A 14063-nucleotide genomic window follows, 5' to 3' on the forward strand; every position below is an offset into this window, starting at 1 on the left:
TGAAAAACTTGACCTACAACTTGCTGCGCTTAGTGTTCTGGCAAACGCGCCCACTTGAGGGATAGATCTGCCCAAAATCGGGTATTGAGTCAGGTTAGACGCTCTATGCGCCGCAGATTTTGCTGGCAGAAGCCCAGCAATTGACCATGAGACTGTTATGAGACTGAAAATTGCTAGAAAACCAATTAATCGAGGTGCCCGTAAGTAGGAGTAAGTTGATGATACCCCTTGCTTGATAAGCCGTTTTGCCAGATGTTGCTCTGAGTCCTGCTGACAGACGGTTCCTTTCTGCTTTGCAACTTCCAATCCCTTGCGTACTTTTTTCAGTACATACAAATCGAACGAGCAGAACTCGATGTGTGGTTGTCCGGGTTCCCAGGGGGGGCACGGCTGGTGGATACCTGGGAGCTACCGATTCCGCGTCCTCAAGATTATGACGAGCAAAGAGCTTACTATTCCGGCAAACAAGCAGATCACACGCGCAAGCATCAACTGATTAGCCTGCCCAACAGCCCAGATATTGTCGATGGGGTCATCGGTGAAAAAGGTCTATTGGTTCGGTTTCACCATGATTGGCAGTCCCCGGTGAACATATGTTTTACTATGACGAAATACAAACTCTATTTCAATGCCTCCTGTTACTCCAGCCAGGCTTCTGTTGAGATTCATTTGACTGTTCAAGCGAATCGTTAATAACAAGGTATAGTCAAGCCGTGGAACAGTAAGGAGGCACCTATGAAGTCGTCTAAACCAAGTAAAATCCTGGTCGTATTGAACGGCAAGGGTGGGGTTGGCAAGACGACAACTGCCGTTAACCTGGCAGCCACCCTTGCTGCGAAAAATCGCGTTTTGCTGGTCGATGCGGATCCACAAGGGTCAGCGACCTGGTGGGTTGAACGGGGTGATAAGGGAATGAACTTTGATTTGGTAAAGGAAACAGACCCGGCACTGTTGAGCAAACTCCGCCATTTGGGAGACTATGAAGTCGTGGTCGTTGATACTCCCCCTGCTTTAGACTCTAGTGCCCTGGCGGCGGTGGTTCCTGCCGCAGATTATGTCGTGTTACCGACTCCTCCGGCTCCAATGGATCTGGCAGCGCTGATTGAGACGGTGCGGGAAGCGGTGATGCCTTGCAAAGTTGCCCATCGGGTTCTACTGACACGGGTGGATCCGCGTAGCTTGAATGAAGCTCTGGAAGCCCAAAATACTCTACTGGAATTGGGTATTCCAGCCTGCAATGCCTTTATCCGAGCATACAAAGCCCATGAGCGGGCAGCTCTGGATGGGGTTGCTGTTTCCCAGTGGCGGGGTAAAAATGCACGGGAAGCGGAGGCAGATTACCGGCGAGTGGCGGAGGAGATTCAGCGAGACTGGAAGGGGTAAAGGGTTATGTTGCTGAATAGCAGGATGAAGTGGCACGAAGTTTGAATTCATCCAACGCTAAATTCATCCTTAGAATCGGCAATGCTGAAGGGTTAGGGAGAGGGTAGAGTGGGAGAAGGAGCGGAGGGATAGCGCACCGCTAATCACGAAACAGGACTGGAGGAATTCATGGCGAGGAAGCGATTATCGGATCTGTTGCGAGAGGAGGCACAGAAGCCAGCCGAGGAAAGAGATACAGCATCCTCAGAGGGGGCAGATGGAGAGCGCAGAAGCACCCCCTCATCCCGTTCACGGAAACAGGCTGGGGCGAGTACGGCAAAGTCTAAACCCACGGAACCGGCTGACCCCCCCCCGACTTCTGAGACGGAGGAGGAGCTAGGTCAGGTGAAAGATGCGCTGGAGCGATCGCAGCAGCGAGAAACTTCCCTCAAGCAAGAAGTTACCGAATTGCAGAGCCTGTTGGGCAAGCAGGAGGCGCTAGTGAAGTCTTTGAAGTCTGATCTGGCAAAAATAGAGGGACTCAAAACTGAGCTAGAACAGGCAAAGAAAGCCGCACTCCAGCTTGCGGAAGAAAATACCCGTTTGAGGCAGGAGTCTGAAGACGCTCAAAGCCAACCAGAACCAGAACCTGAGAAAGTAGTGGCTCCCCCTCCCAGCCCAGAAGCCAACTCCACTCTGACCCAGAGGGAAATGATTATCAAGCGGCAAACCGACTCACTGGCTCACCCGGTGTTTCCAGTGGGGAAATCTCCAGGATATTTGTCAGATCAGGATCTGGGTTGGGTGGATTAGTTAGGTGTGAGGTTGGCTCTCTATCAATGAAAAAACTATGGTTCAAAAGAGTATGGATCTGCAAACGCTCACTGTAGACATTGGTGGGAGTGGAATCAAAGTGATGGTGCTGGATACAGATGGCAATCCAGTGGTCGATCGCGATCGCCGCGACACTCCCCAGCCTGCAACCCCAGACTCCGTGATTGATATTGTGTTGCAATTGGCGGCAGATAAGGCATTTGACCGGGTATCCGTGGGGTTTCCTGGCGTAATTAAAGCCGGAGTCACGTTGACGGCTGCCAATCTGGATCCGGCATGGATTGGGTTTGACCTGGGAGGCACCCTTTCTTCTCGTCTGGGAAAGCCCGTGCGCGTCATCAATGATGCGGATATGCAGGGTTTGGGAGCCGTTGCTGGGCAAGGCGTTGAACTGGTGATTACGCTGGGGACTGGACTCGGCTCTGCCCTGTTTCTGAATGGTGTTTTGATTCCTAACCTGGAATTGGGACACCACGAGTTCCGCAAAGGATCGACCTATGAAGAACAACTGGGACGTGCCGCTATGGATAAGGATGGCAAGAAAAAGTGGAATGACCGTCTATTGAGGGCGATCGCCTCCCTTCAACCTCTTTTCAATTACGACACCCTCTACATTGGTGGCGGTAATACCAAACACATCACCGCTGAGCTACCTTCTAACGTCAAGATTGTGCCTAATATTTCTGGGTTGTTGGGAGGAATTGCACTCTGGCGAGAGTAGGGAATGAGAATTAAATAAGTTCGGAATTGGGTAGGGGCGGGTTTTACCGTCAAATCCATCGCACCAGGCAAACTGGACTGCTAAACCCGCCCGTACAGTTTGCGGGGTGATTAAATCCAGGATCCTAGGGGAGTTGGGAGCTGAAAGTTGAAAGTTGAGAATTCGCCCCCTCACCCCTTCACTCCCTTCCCCGCCTGAATTACTTGCAAACTACCACCGGCATACAGGGTTTGCTGGACAGGGTGGAAGCCGGTATCCGCCAGCAGTTTTGGTAGATCGGTTTTGATCAGTGCCCAGGCTGTTTCTGTTTCAAACAGTTCTAAAAATACGGAGACTCCAACCCAGTAAAGGGGATTGGTGGGTGCATGGAAATCGACCAGGGTGAAAATGCCCTCTGGTTTCAGTACGCGGTACACTTCCCGCAAAATCTGTTGCAGGTGTTCGGTATCCATTTCGTGTAGGGCAGTGCTGGTATGCACCAGGTCAAACTGATTCTCAGGGAACGGCATCTTTTCCGCAAAGGCTTCTACGTAGTCCGCCTGGGGAACTCGCTGTTTGGCTCGCTCAATAGCATGGGGGGAGGCATCCAGTCCGGTCACATGGCGCGATCGCTCCACCAACACCTGGGTGGCTGGTCCGGCACCACAGCACATATCCAACACCTTAGTCTCTGGCGAAATTTCCAATCCCTTCAATGCCAGCCGCCGGAACCGCCCCTCTCCTCCCACACCCAGCGCCGCCAGCCAGGAAATGCTGTCGTATAGCCACTGATATTGGTAACTCCAGTCTCTGAGGATGGTGGTCATGGGAAGGATGAAGGATGAGGGATGAAGGGTCGTTTTCCGGAGGCTGTTAAGTAGCTAAACTCAAGGATGGGCAAAGCCATGATTCCCGGTTTCTTGTGAAGCCTGTTCTATCAACCGAATGATTTTGTCAGAAACCGGGGCGCTAACAGTTATTGCACACTGCCTATCCTACCCGACAACCAATGAATGACCAATGACCAATGACCAATGACCTACTCCTCACTCCTCACCCCTCACCCTTCCCGGTGCCTGTAACTGGCTCCGACTCAATGCCGCTTCCACTGCCTGTTGCTGATCTCGACGGGTGATCCACTGGTGATAGGTGCGGGTATGGACAGCGACAGAGTGCCCCATCATGCGGGCGGCGACGGTATCGGGTAAGCCAAAGTGAATGGTGCGGACTGCCCAGGCGTGGCGCAGGTTATAGGGAGAAAAGGGCAGACCGTAACGTCGAAATTGGGAGGTCACCCGCTGCCCAATTCGTTGCAGGGTGGTACGGGTGAGATCGGTTTGAATCTGGGGTAAATTGATTTCCCGCAAATTAAACTGGTCTACCCATTCGGGATAGAAGGGCCAAACTTCATGGTCGCCTGTTTTGGTAGTGGCAAGAACCCGGACGGTGGCTTCGCGATCGCCCCTGGTCAAGCTTGAGTAGTCACAGAAAAATACTTCATGATTCCTTAGCCCATAGGTTGCCATGACACCATAAACAAACTGCCATGCCGGGTTTGGAATGGTTTTCCAGGTATCCACGATCAGTTCATCGGAGGGTAGATCGCGGAACTGGGTGCGGCTGTTACCGTACTCCCCCCAGTATTCCTTCAAATCAAGGGGCAACTCCAGGCTGACAAAGGCGGCAAAGGCACTTAAGGCGGTGCAGCATACCTGGCGACTACGGGAGTTAACTTCTGTAGAGCGGACGGTGGCGTAGATGGTTTCTAGTAGGCTAAGCCGGGGGTTGGTTTGGGCGATCGCCTCCAGCTTTCTCAGGTAAGGGGCATAGGCACTTTCCCAGGTGGTTCTGGCAGAGGCAGGATTGCCCGATCGCTTGAGTTCCATCAAAAAGGACTGCTTAAAGGCTTCAATCTGTTGCGCCAATTCCATCTGATCCAGCCGCCCCCACCCTGGACCAACCGCGTAGTGTCGCCAGTCAAAGGTTTTTTGAATCAGTTGAGCCGCAATCACCTTCACTTCCTGTTCTGCCTGCTTTAACCCAGCAGAAGTGGCGGGCAGTCCCAACCCCAACCGTTGCTGATGGGGTTTCATTTTTAAACTGCCGGGACGGGGTGGCAGGGTGCCCCGCAGATTTAGCTTTTCCCCTCGACGTTCAATTTGTAGCCCCATTTTTGCCGCTTTCAATCGTTGATTGACCTGCTCAATCCGGCTATCAATCGAGGGCTTAGGATTTGTCATACGCCGGTTGAGCCAAACCCTCCTGCTCCCCGCCTGGTGGCATCCAGATCGGGAACTTCTTCAACCCGAACATTCAGAATCGGTTTAATCACCATCTGAGCAATTTTCATACCGATCGCAACTGAAAACGGTAATTTGCCATGATTGATTAAAATAACGCCCACTTCTCCCCGGTAGCCTTCATCAATCGTCCCCGGTGTGTTTAGAACCGTCACCTGATGCTTGAGCGCCAGTCCACTGCGGGGTCTCACCTGGGCTTCTGTATAAGGTGGCAGTTGAATACTGATTCCCGTTGGAATTAAAGCGCTTTCGCCAGGATTTATCACCGTTTCCAGTGTCGAAAACAAATCTAACCCAGCATCGCCTGGGTGGGCATATTCCGGTAAGCGGGCATGGTCACTCAACCGTTTGACCTTAAGCAGATATTCCATCGGATTGGTACGAAGTTAGGAGATTTTAGCTCCCCGAAATCTCAGGGACTCCGGAGATATCGAGTAGAGGTTCTATGCTTAAATTCAGTGCTATTCTACGCTATCCACGCTTTCTAAAAGAGATCGCTCGAATTGTTATGACTGACTTCACCTGGAATGCGATCGCCGCCAGTTAAAGAATCCCTCTAGGAAATCTTGCCGCCCCGGATTGCGTTCCAATCGCTGCCGCTGCCATTCATGGGCAGTCTGGGAAATGATGTCAGCCAGGGTGGGAGAGGGTTGCACCAGCGTTGCCAGGGCTTGAATTTTGAGACGGTTCTGCATGGCGAGGGCGATCGCTCCCATCATCTCACTTGCCAGCGCTCCGACGAGCTGTGCCCCCAAAATTTCGCCATTGCGGCGCAGGATGAATTTGCAAAACCCGGTGGTTTCTGCCTGAATCTGAGCTTTTGGCACGCTTTGAAAGGGTTGGCTCAGGATGACCACATCTTTGCCGTACTGTTCCACTGCCTGAAGCTCCGTTAGTCCAATCTGGACTAATTCCGGGTCGGTATAAACCACGCGGGGAATGGTGCGATCGCTAAACTTGGTCAAGGGCAGAAACAGGGCATTTTTGAGGGCAACCCTGGCCTGGGCAAGGGTGAGATGGGGGGTATTCTGGCGATCGCTCTCCCCAATACAGGCATAAATCCGGGGATTGGTGGTCTGAAGTTTTTGATTCACCCGCAGGCTGGGATCCACTCCCACAGCAGCTAAGTTGAGAGTGGCGACATCCGCTTCCCATCCCGTTGCCAGGACAATTTCATCCACCTCCATTGCCTGATTGCCCACCTGCACCCACTTCTTGCCCTGGATCTGCTTCACCTGGGTCACAGAAGTTTCAGTCAAAATTTGGATGCCCTCTGCCTCTAGCTGTGCCTGGAGCAGACGTGCAGCCTCCAGATCAAACTGGGGCAGAATTCGGGCAGCGGGATCGACCAGCGTCACCTGCCACCCAGCACGGGCAAGGGTCTGTGCCAATTCCAGCCCAACTGGACTCGCCCCTATGATCACCAGGAAACCCGGTATCTGCCGGGATAAGTCCATTTTTTGGAGGACAGTTTCAGCCGTGAGATAGCCAGTGGTAAACAGCCCATCAATCGCTGGCAGCACTGGCTTGCAATGGGTCGCCAGCAGGTAGGTGCGCGATCGCAGATGTCGCCCATTCACAGCAAATCCAGGAGTCGGCTTGCGGCAAAACTCACCCTGCCCCTCAATCACCTCTACCCCCAACGAGGAAAGCACCGCCGGAGAATGAAGGGAATCGATTGTTTCTGACACAATCCTGCTCCATTGCTGTGCCCGTTCTAGCCACCCTGGTTGTAACGCACCAGGAGCCATCCAAATCCCAAGCTGTTCAGCCCGTCGTGCCTGGCGAATTGTCCTTCCAACTTCTTGCAGGACAGAGTGATCGAGCCAGCCAGATGGGCTTGATGATGAAATTTCCTGGGTGATCAAAGCCACCCGCGCCTTTAAGCGGGCAGCCTCAACCGCTGCATAAATTCCAGCCGTGCTGTTGCCAATTACAAGCAGATCGTAGTCAACGGGCATAGGGGGGAAGGAGCGGGGGAGTGAGGAGTGAGGGGTGAGGAGTTTATGGGCGGTGAGTACTAGCGGGATGGGCAACTAATTTGCCCTCATCCCCACCCTTCTCCCCAAGAAGAAGGGCTTTCAGACATTTCCTGGACCTCTCCCATCGGGTTACGGTGTATACACAAGTCGTGAAAGTTGAACCGGCAGGCAATCTCAGAGTCAACGGCGAGTACCAAAACCCTGTTTGGGGGCTGCCCCCCCTGACAGGGGATTTTACGGGTGAGAACACGAGGCAAGCTTTGTCAGTTCTCATCAGTAAAACAGGTTGCGTCCCCCACACCCCCTCCAAAACAATGTAATCTCGACGTGAATAGCAACATTCATCCGATTGAGTCTTCAAGCAAGGGCAAACGGGTGGCAAGGGGAACGGTTGTCTTTAAGTTTGAGGCAATCTGCGACCGATTTTCATCGAGCTAGACTTGAAGACTCAGCGCCAGACCCTTAACTCCTGGGGAGACGCTACGCGAACGGGGGGTTTGGGGGAGTTAGGACCCCAAGAAGCGGGGGACTGGGGGGAAGTCCCCCAGAGCCAGTTTCTAACGAAACCGAGATCTGTATACACCGTAGCCCAAAGGACGAAGGCTAGGATGAGGGCTACTAGGTCATAATCCATTACAGAGTCATGGGGGCGATCGGTTCAATGTCGGGATCATATCCACCGATTTGATTGGTGCGCAAGACCCAAACACTGGCACCATAATCCAGGAAGGTTTTGACTACTGTATCACTGGCTAGCCGAGGTAACATCGTGCGCCAACTGCCCAGACCTGTCATCAGGTTGCGGAGTGGATCATCTTCCAGGGTGCTACCCAGATTGTACTCATTTCGTTCCCAGGCTGATTTGGGACCGCCCAGGGGTTGCAGTTTTTGTCTAAGTTCATTGCCAAGTCTGAGCAGGTCTTTGAATCGTTCTGCCTGCTCCGGATTCTGTTCACCCCATCGTTGGAGGGACTCTGCGTTTTCCCGAATCTGGCGTTCTATCTGGCGTAGACTGGCAAACAACGCCTGGTTAGAGTCCTGAGCACAATTGCTGGCGGCTCCAACGTAGGTGCCGCCAGTGCCATCGCCAATGCGATAACGAGCAGTCATGACTTCCAGTTGCAACAGCATATAGTCCAGCGGGGATTGCCGCCCAATCGAAAAGTCGTAGTAGCCAGTGAAGGCATCGTGTTTGATCAGAATGTCACAGACTGGACGGGTCCCCAGCCAGCCAAACTGGCGATCGCCCATGTAACGGGACCAATGCAGGGTTCCAGCGATCAGCCCATCGGTGTTGTGGGTATAGACCTGGTGATAACGCAAATCAAACCGGAGTTCATCACTCACCGGGTCGTGAATCACCTTGGCTAAACCCAGGGCAAAGTGTCCAAAGAAAATGGGCGTGGCAGCAGCCGGTTCGGCGTTTTTGCCCCCAATCCCCCCATAGACGTGCAGCATCAGGGCGCGATCGCCTTCTTGCCAGTCCTGGATTGCGTGATGGATGGCTGAAGGTGAACCATTCTTCTTCCCAGTGCATAACACCGATGAGATCTGTCCTTTCTGTGCCTTAATATTTGCCCAAGACCGTTTGCGGATGTAGCGATAGGAGGCTTTTCTGCCAAACACCACCTCTTCGGGTTGCAGACGGAATAGGGCACGCGGACCTAAGGATTGCACTACAAAGTAGCCCTGCCCATCCTTTGCGCCATAGATATACCAGCCCGTCTCATTCAAGGGAGATTTTTCGATATCGTGGGAGGTCGAGGGAGCACTCCCATAAGCCTCTGCACCCACCACTTCGGGTAACCGGACGACCTCTTCTGCGCCATCAAACTGACGAGTTGCCCGGTTAAAGTGAATCACACGAAACTGATCGGTGCCAGCAACCGGCTGGACAAATTTCACCAGAGCGTAGAAGCGTCCAGTAATTTGCACAGGTTGGCTGCGGATGCGGAGAATGGACGGGGAGAAGGGAGCATGGAGGGATGGGGAGGTAGGAGATGGGCTGTCACGGCTCCACCCAGGCTCCCTTTCCTCTCCTCTTTCACTCGCCTCCACTTCCACGGGTTGATTCAACATCACAATCATGTCATCCGTTGGGCGGGAGCCAGCTAAGGATTCCAGCGGTCCAACCTGCTGCCAGCGGTTGAGTCGTTCGGGGTGGATGAGTCCACCGTATTTACTGGAGTACTCGGCATCCACACTAAAGTGAAGATCATGCCTGGTTGCCTGCACCAGTTTTTTCACAACCGGAGTATCTTCCCAGCGCAGTTTCACAATTTGTCCGACCAGATGTTCGTAACCTGGAGCAGCATGGTGTACTTCAAACAGAACCCCTCGAATCATTGGGCGTTCATCTCGTTCAGGTAAAATCAAACGACCCATCCAGGGAGCGATCGCCTGATAGTAGTTCAGATCAACCGTCTGATTCAGCGGGTAATAAGCGGGATCATTAAAGTCTGCCTGCTTATAGAGTGCATAATTACTGAGCTTGACCGGAAGGCGTTGTTCCGTCTCATGCAAGGTTCCTGTCAGAATTTCCAGAATGGTTTCAATGGTTTGTTGCAGGTGGCTGCGTCCATCGGGCAGTAAGGCTTTGGGATCCATATAACCCCCCGGAACCTGGTGCCCTACGGGTCCGGCTGACAACAGTGAGATCTTGCCCTTGCGGAGTGCCCGGTTCCAGTAAGACAGGAGAAAGAACTTCCAGCGTCCAGGGAACAGTAACGGACCCAACCCCTGCACCACATCCTTCTCACCATTCCAATGATAGAGGTGCTCTAGCTTCAGAAAATTGTTGTTGGCGCTCATGACACCACCGAGGGAGATCGTATCAATCGGTGCTCCGAGAGCCTGTTTCAAGTAGGGCGCAGAGGCAACGGACATCTGAGCACCGCCACTATAGCCAATTAATGTAATCGGAATGCCGCTACCCGGTCGATAGCCACATTGAATTAAGCCGTTATACAACACCTGGGCAATTCCCCGGTTGTAGATGGGACCATACCGCTGATCGGCAGATACCATGACAATGAGGGCATTCCGAATGTTCACCATCAAACCTAGCAACGCCATCGGATTCTTCCAGCGCATTTTGTCTGCCAGTTTCCACAGGAATGCCAGCGGACGGTCTTCGTTCAGGGGCTGGTTCAACACGGAATACATCATCAATCCCCGTACCAGTTTGATGTCCTGGGGGAGTGCGGGTTCCAGTGCCGTCAGAAAATCTTCGACATCGGGAGTATATGCCTCGCCGGACTGTCCAACACCATCCAGGTAGATGACATAGCGAGAAATTGGGTTGTCATCGCTGTCTGGGGAGTCCCCCACGTCAGCCGTGAGGGACGTTGTTTGAGTTGTGTCTACCTCCTCGCCAAACCAGCCTGCCCACCATCCCAGGGTTTCAAACGGAGCCAACAATCCAGCAAAGATGAGGGCAACGACACCAATCCAACTCAGGTCAAAGATTAACCGGGGAATGGGAGACAATGTCTGATACCAGCCAAATACACCGTTGCGAATTGGTCGTAAAAGAATGGCAACTAAAACAAACAGCGCAACAAACATCAATAAGCTGAACAACAGCTTGATGGGTTTGGGAATCCGGCTGGATTGGAAAGCCAGCTTCACGAAGGGATCGCTAGTACCATCATTTTGGGTGATGGCAACTGTGGCAGAGGGGGCAGATTGAGTCGCGATCGCCTGGGCAACTGCCTGAGCGGCTTCGGGATTAGAGCGATCGCTAGCCTGAATCAACTGGTGTAGTTCGGGAAGCGTTGTTTGGGAGGCAGACACCAGGGGTGAAGCGGGGATGCCAAAGTTGGTTTGGACTCGTTCAGCCAGTTCTTCCCGTTTTTTAGCCAGGTTGACTCCCGCGGTCCAATTTGCGATCGTTTGACCCAACTGAGCGATCGGCTGACCAACCGTATGTTCCAGCAGTTCTTTAGCAAACCAGCCAAATGCCACATAGCCAAAGGCAAACCCTGGACCAATATTAGCCACTGCACTAAAACCGACAACCATTGCCAGCAAATGCCAGATCGACAGGAGTCTTAACAGCGGGAAGCCCAGGTAGGGTAATGCTCCTAAAAAACTGAACAGCAGAGGCGCATAGCTTAACCCCAACACAATAATCAGGGCTGGGATTGATACATTCACTGACCTGGAAAACAAACAAATGAGCCAGGTACTTAGCACTAGAAATAAAAATTCAAATAAATATAAAATTGCACTGACTAATAGGGTAAAAACGAACCGCGTTGGTTGGACCCGATTAATAAATAAAATGATGCCCTGACCGACTGACAGCGATAGCCCCGCCAGTAAGACCACAGAAATGGCAAGCGTCATTCCTCCGGGCAAAGTGGTAACTTGTCGAAAAACTTCACCATTCAATATAAAGACCCAGCCCAAAATTTCCCAAGCCCGATCCATTGTTGTAGATACCATCGGTTCAGTTGCTCGCAGATAAGAGGACTAAGTTCAATCCGGCACTTCAGAGAACTTGCGTAAATACAAGTAACAATACCGTACTGTATTTTTCAAACGGTATTGTATAAGAAATTAGAAAATGCCCCTCAATGGCTAAAAGCAGGGTCATTTTCCTATAACTTTCATATACTTCCTTGCTTTAATCAGGCTGGCACGTCGATCAGAGTTCTAGCGCTGTCTAAAAGCAAGGCTGGAATGCTGAAGCGTCAGCGTTTCTCAAATAGAGACTGGGCAACTGTGTGGCAATACTCCCCAGAATCACATTGTTTTTCTGTACTAGATGATGGAGTCAACAGATGACAGGCTTTCTAGTTGCTTTTTTAATTACTATAGTGGTCACGGCACTGAGTTTGCTCATTATCTCGAAATTGCCCACAGGGGTTGAAATAGACAGTCCATTCATTGCGCTGGTTGCAGGTGGAATCATAGGTGCATTTAGCGGTCTCTACAACTTATTTCCTGGCTGGTTGAGGGCAATTCCAGCGGTTCTTAGCCTGGGATTAATTCCTCTGATTGGCAGCATCATCGTTTTTGGGTTATCTGCCTGGTTAGTAGAAGGATTTCGATTGCGATGGGGTATTGGCAGTGCGATTCTGGGTGCGATCGCCCTGGCAATTATTAACTCCATTCTGTTTTTTATCCTGCGCCAAACTGGCTTGGTGGTTGTTTGACGGCTACTGACCTTTGAGAGTTAAGTCAGTGGGTGTAAATAACTTTAGATGAGAGAGTCATTGGTCATTTGTAAACTGCAACGGACCAATGACAAGTGACTAATGACGCTCCCATGTAACAGTTAATTGTGTCTACCTACTTACTGAAGAGCTTACTTTATTTCAAGTATTTGTGTTTTAGCAGGTTTATTGAGGAGGTCTAGTGTTTAAGCAGATTCGTTTTTGGGTAGGATTGACCGCGTTTGTAACCGCTATGGGCTTGCCTCTGGTTATCCGCACCCATGCTCAAAGCCATGAGCAAACCGTCCAATTAGGGAGCGGACAGGAAGTCTCTAATGATGTAACTCATGCAACTCAGGTTGAACCGCAGTTACTAGCCGCATCTCCTCCGTCCCAGGGAACTTTGCCCGGTAGAGGGGTCGCGAGTGGTTCCGTTTTTACCAGAGGACGGATGACAGACGCGGTTCTAAACTTTAACAATGGCAATTTTAGTCTTTCTCTGGCAGTCCCACCGGGAACTGGAGCACAGGTCAACTATACAGGTACCTATAATCGCCTGCAAAGAGTGGGTTCGCCCAATTCTGGTAGCTTTATCCTGGAAGGTCGAATCCGCAGTTTCGCCTCTTCTGCTAATAATCTGCGGGTTGACAACACAACCGGGACCTGTCGGATCGAAACATTTGATTCGCTGGTTCTAATTAGCTCCTGCAATACAAGTATTCGTGACAGTGCAACTCGTTTTCAGGGCATGGAACAGTTTTAGCCCAATTGCGACTGGGCTTTCGTCTGGGATTGCAAAATTACTCCCAATCTCCAGTCGCTGATTTATTATTACAGCCGTTTCCTCTGACATAAGCCCTGTCCACACCCATTCCCCTCATCCCCCTTTCCCCGATCCCCTCGTCCCCATTCCCTTGTAGGTTACTGATCCAAAAATCGCTGTCATAGCAGGATACATCTATGCCCTCTACAATCTCACATCAAAAATTTCAAATCAAACGGATAAAACGGTTATCAGGTATTCAACGTCTGAGTTCAAGTTTTTTTCTGGCTATAAGCGCCAGCATTGCCTTCAGCACAGGTGCCAGTGCGATCGAAACTATTACCCTGGTCTTTAACGAAGCACGGGTATCTGTGCCGTTTAGTGATTTTCAGGCATTTGTCAAAACAGGTGAAGCGCAAAGGAGCAATTTGCAGGACTTTTTTGCCAAAATTCCTCAGACTTCACAGGCAGCCCGCACAGTACTAACCCGTGAGATTGCTATTACTCGCCCGTTCAGTGAACGAAACTTTAGAAGTCCGGTTGCAAATTTTTTAGTACTTCAACTGAATAAAGTTCTGACTCCCACCACCCTACCTGATAATCTAGAACCTTTGCGAACGGCATTGGTGGCTTCCTATCGGGACGATCAACGGATTTCCATGCTGGAACTGATTAGCAATTACCCCGAAAAGGAAATTATCGTGCAGCTTCCCCGGGTTGAACGGGCATACAACCGGGTGAGTGCCTTTGTTGAGCGGGTACAACCAGCCCTGGAAACGGCAAAGCTGTTTTTGCAGGATCTGGTATGTGATTGTCCAGCCACTGCAACAACCTCAGAGGACAATTCTCCCAATCAGGAGGTGGAAGTCAGTTCTACCTCTTCGGTAAAGGCTAAAGAGTGCCCATAAAGGGCGGCTAAAAATACACAAGATTGCCAGGTTAGTTGAGCATAGTCCCAGC

General features: G+C 51.4%; 12 protein-coding genes. 7 read left to right on the forward strand and 5 right to left on the reverse strand.

Annotation, left to right across the window (positions count from 1 at the left end; all coding sequences use genetic code 11):
- Window positions 1-357: 357 nt before the first annotated feature.
- From AC1S52_RS09485 to AC1S52_RS09500, 4 genes are all read left to right on the forward strand, one after another.
- Window positions 358-693 (forward strand): hypothetical protein, encoded by a 336-nt coding sequence (locus tag AC1S52_RS09485; protein WP_482028750.1) that lies wholly within the window; start codon window positions 358-360, stop codon window positions 691-693.
- A gap of 42 nt (window positions 694-735) precedes the next feature.
- Window positions 736-1383, forward strand: a complete 648-nt coding sequence (locus AC1S52_RS09490) for a ParA family protein (RefSeq protein WP_482028751.1) — start codon at window positions 736-738, stop codon at window positions 1381-1383.
- Window positions 1384-1551: 168 nt separating this feature from the next.
- Window positions 1552-2175, forward strand: a complete 624-nt coding sequence (locus tag AC1S52_RS09495; RefSeq protein ID WP_482028752.1) for a hypothetical protein — start codon at window positions 1552-1554, stop codon at window positions 2173-2175.
- A gap of 37 nt (window positions 2176-2212) precedes the next feature.
- Entirely contained in the window at window positions 2213-2917 is a 705-nt protein-coding gene (locus AC1S52_RS09500) for an ROK family protein (protein WP_482028753.1), read from the forward strand.
- A 170-nt stretch (window positions 2918-3087) separates the two neighbouring features.
- Here the strand turns inward: AC1S52_RS09500 and AC1S52_RS09505 are convergent, their stop codons facing one another.
- The 5 genes from AC1S52_RS09505 to AC1S52_RS09525 form a co-directional block, all read right to left on the reverse strand.
- Window positions 3088-3723 carry a class I SAM-dependent methyltransferase gene (locus tag AC1S52_RS09505; RefSeq protein WP_482028754.1) on the reverse strand — a complete coding sequence of 212 codons (636 nt, stop codon included), beginning with the start codon at window positions 3721-3723 and terminating at the stop codon, window positions 3088-3090.
- Between the two features lie 219 nt (window positions 3724-3942).
- Window positions 3943-5136 (reverse strand): site-specific integrase, encoded by a 1194-nt coding sequence (locus AC1S52_RS09510; RefSeq protein ID WP_482028755.1) that lies wholly within the window; start codon window positions 5134-5136, stop codon window positions 3943-3945.
- On the reverse strand, window positions 5133-5567 hold the full coding sequence (gene dut / locus AC1S52_RS09515; protein WP_482028756.1) for a dUTP diphosphatase: 435 nt from the start codon (window positions 5565-5567) through the stop codon (window positions 5133-5135). Before dut ends, AC1S52_RS09510 begins: the two co-directional genes overlap by 4 nt.
- A gap of 147 nt (window positions 5568-5714) precedes the next feature.
- On the reverse strand, window positions 5715-7157 hold the full coding sequence (locus tag AC1S52_RS09520) for a dihydrolipoyl dehydrogenase family protein (protein WP_482028757.1): 1443 nt from the start codon (window positions 7155-7157) through the stop codon (window positions 5715-5717).
- A gap of 654 nt (window positions 7158-7811) precedes the next feature.
- Window positions 7812-11627 carry a CAAX protease gene (locus AC1S52_RS09525; RefSeq protein ID WP_482028758.1) on the reverse strand — a complete coding sequence of 1272 codons (3816 nt, stop codon included), beginning with the start codon at window positions 11625-11627 and terminating at the stop codon, window positions 7812-7814.
- A 338-nt stretch (window positions 11628-11965) separates the two neighbouring features.
- Between AC1S52_RS09525 and AC1S52_RS09530 the strand changes: the two genes are divergently transcribed.
- From AC1S52_RS09530 to AC1S52_RS09540, 3 genes are all read left to right on the forward strand, one after another.
- Entirely contained in the window at window positions 11966-12340 is a 375-nt protein-coding gene (locus AC1S52_RS09530; protein WP_482028759.1) for a phage holin family protein, read from the forward strand.
- A gap of 202 nt (window positions 12341-12542) precedes the next feature.
- Window positions 12543-13103 carry a hypothetical protein gene (locus AC1S52_RS09535; protein ID WP_482028760.1) on the forward strand — a complete coding sequence of 187 codons (561 nt, stop codon included), beginning with the start codon at window positions 12543-12545 and terminating at the stop codon, window positions 13101-13103.
- Window positions 13104-13300: 197 nt separating this feature from the next.
- Window positions 13301-14011: an alpha/beta hydrolase gene (locus tag AC1S52_RS09540; RefSeq protein WP_482028761.1), complete on the forward strand. Its 711-nt coding sequence runs from the start codon at window positions 13301-13303 to the stop codon at window positions 14009-14011.
- Window positions 14012-14063 lie beyond the last annotated feature (52 nt).

This window comes from Kovacikia sp. CALU 1929, from assembly GCF_056784235.1.

Excerpts from the sequence above, each read along its gene's own strand:
- AC1S52_RS09490 (WP_482028751.1), top strand. The coding sequence starts at position 736 with ATGAAGTCGTCTAAACCAAGTAAAATCCTGGTCGTATTGAACGGCAAG.
- AC1S52_RS09495 (WP_482028752.1), top strand. The coding sequence starts at position 1,552 with ATGGCGAGGAAGCGATTATCGGATCTGTTGCGAGAGGAGGCACAGAAG.
- AC1S52_RS09500 (WP_482028753.1), top strand. The coding sequence starts at position 2,213 with ATGGTTCAAAAGAGTATGGATCTGCAAACGCTCACTGTAGACATTGGT.
- AC1S52_RS09505 (WP_482028754.1), bottom strand. The coding sequence starts at position 3,723 with ATGACCACCATCCTCAGAGACTGGAGTTACCAATATCAGTGGCTATAC.
- AC1S52_RS09510 (WP_482028755.1), bottom strand. The coding sequence starts at position 5,136 with ATGACAAATCCTAAGCCCTCGATTGATAGCCGGATTGAGCAGGTCAAT.
- dut (WP_482028756.1), bottom strand. The coding sequence starts at position 5,567 with ATGGAATATCTGCTTAAGGTCAAACGGTTGAGTGACCATGCCCGCTTA.
- AC1S52_RS09520 (WP_482028757.1), bottom strand. The coding sequence starts at position 7,157 with ATGCCCGTTGACTACGATCTGCTTGTAATTGGCAACAGCACGGCTGGA.
- AC1S52_RS09525 (WP_482028758.1), bottom strand. The coding sequence starts at position 11,627 with ATGGTATCTACAACAATGGATCGGGCTTGGGAAATTTTGGGCTGGGTC.
- AC1S52_RS09530 (WP_482028759.1), top strand. The coding sequence starts at position 11,966 with ATGACAGGCTTTCTAGTTGCTTTTTTAATTACTATAGTGGTCACGGCA.
- AC1S52_RS09540 (WP_482028761.1), top strand. The coding sequence starts at position 13,301 with ATGCCCTCTACAATCTCACATCAAAAATTTCAAATCAAACGGATAAAA.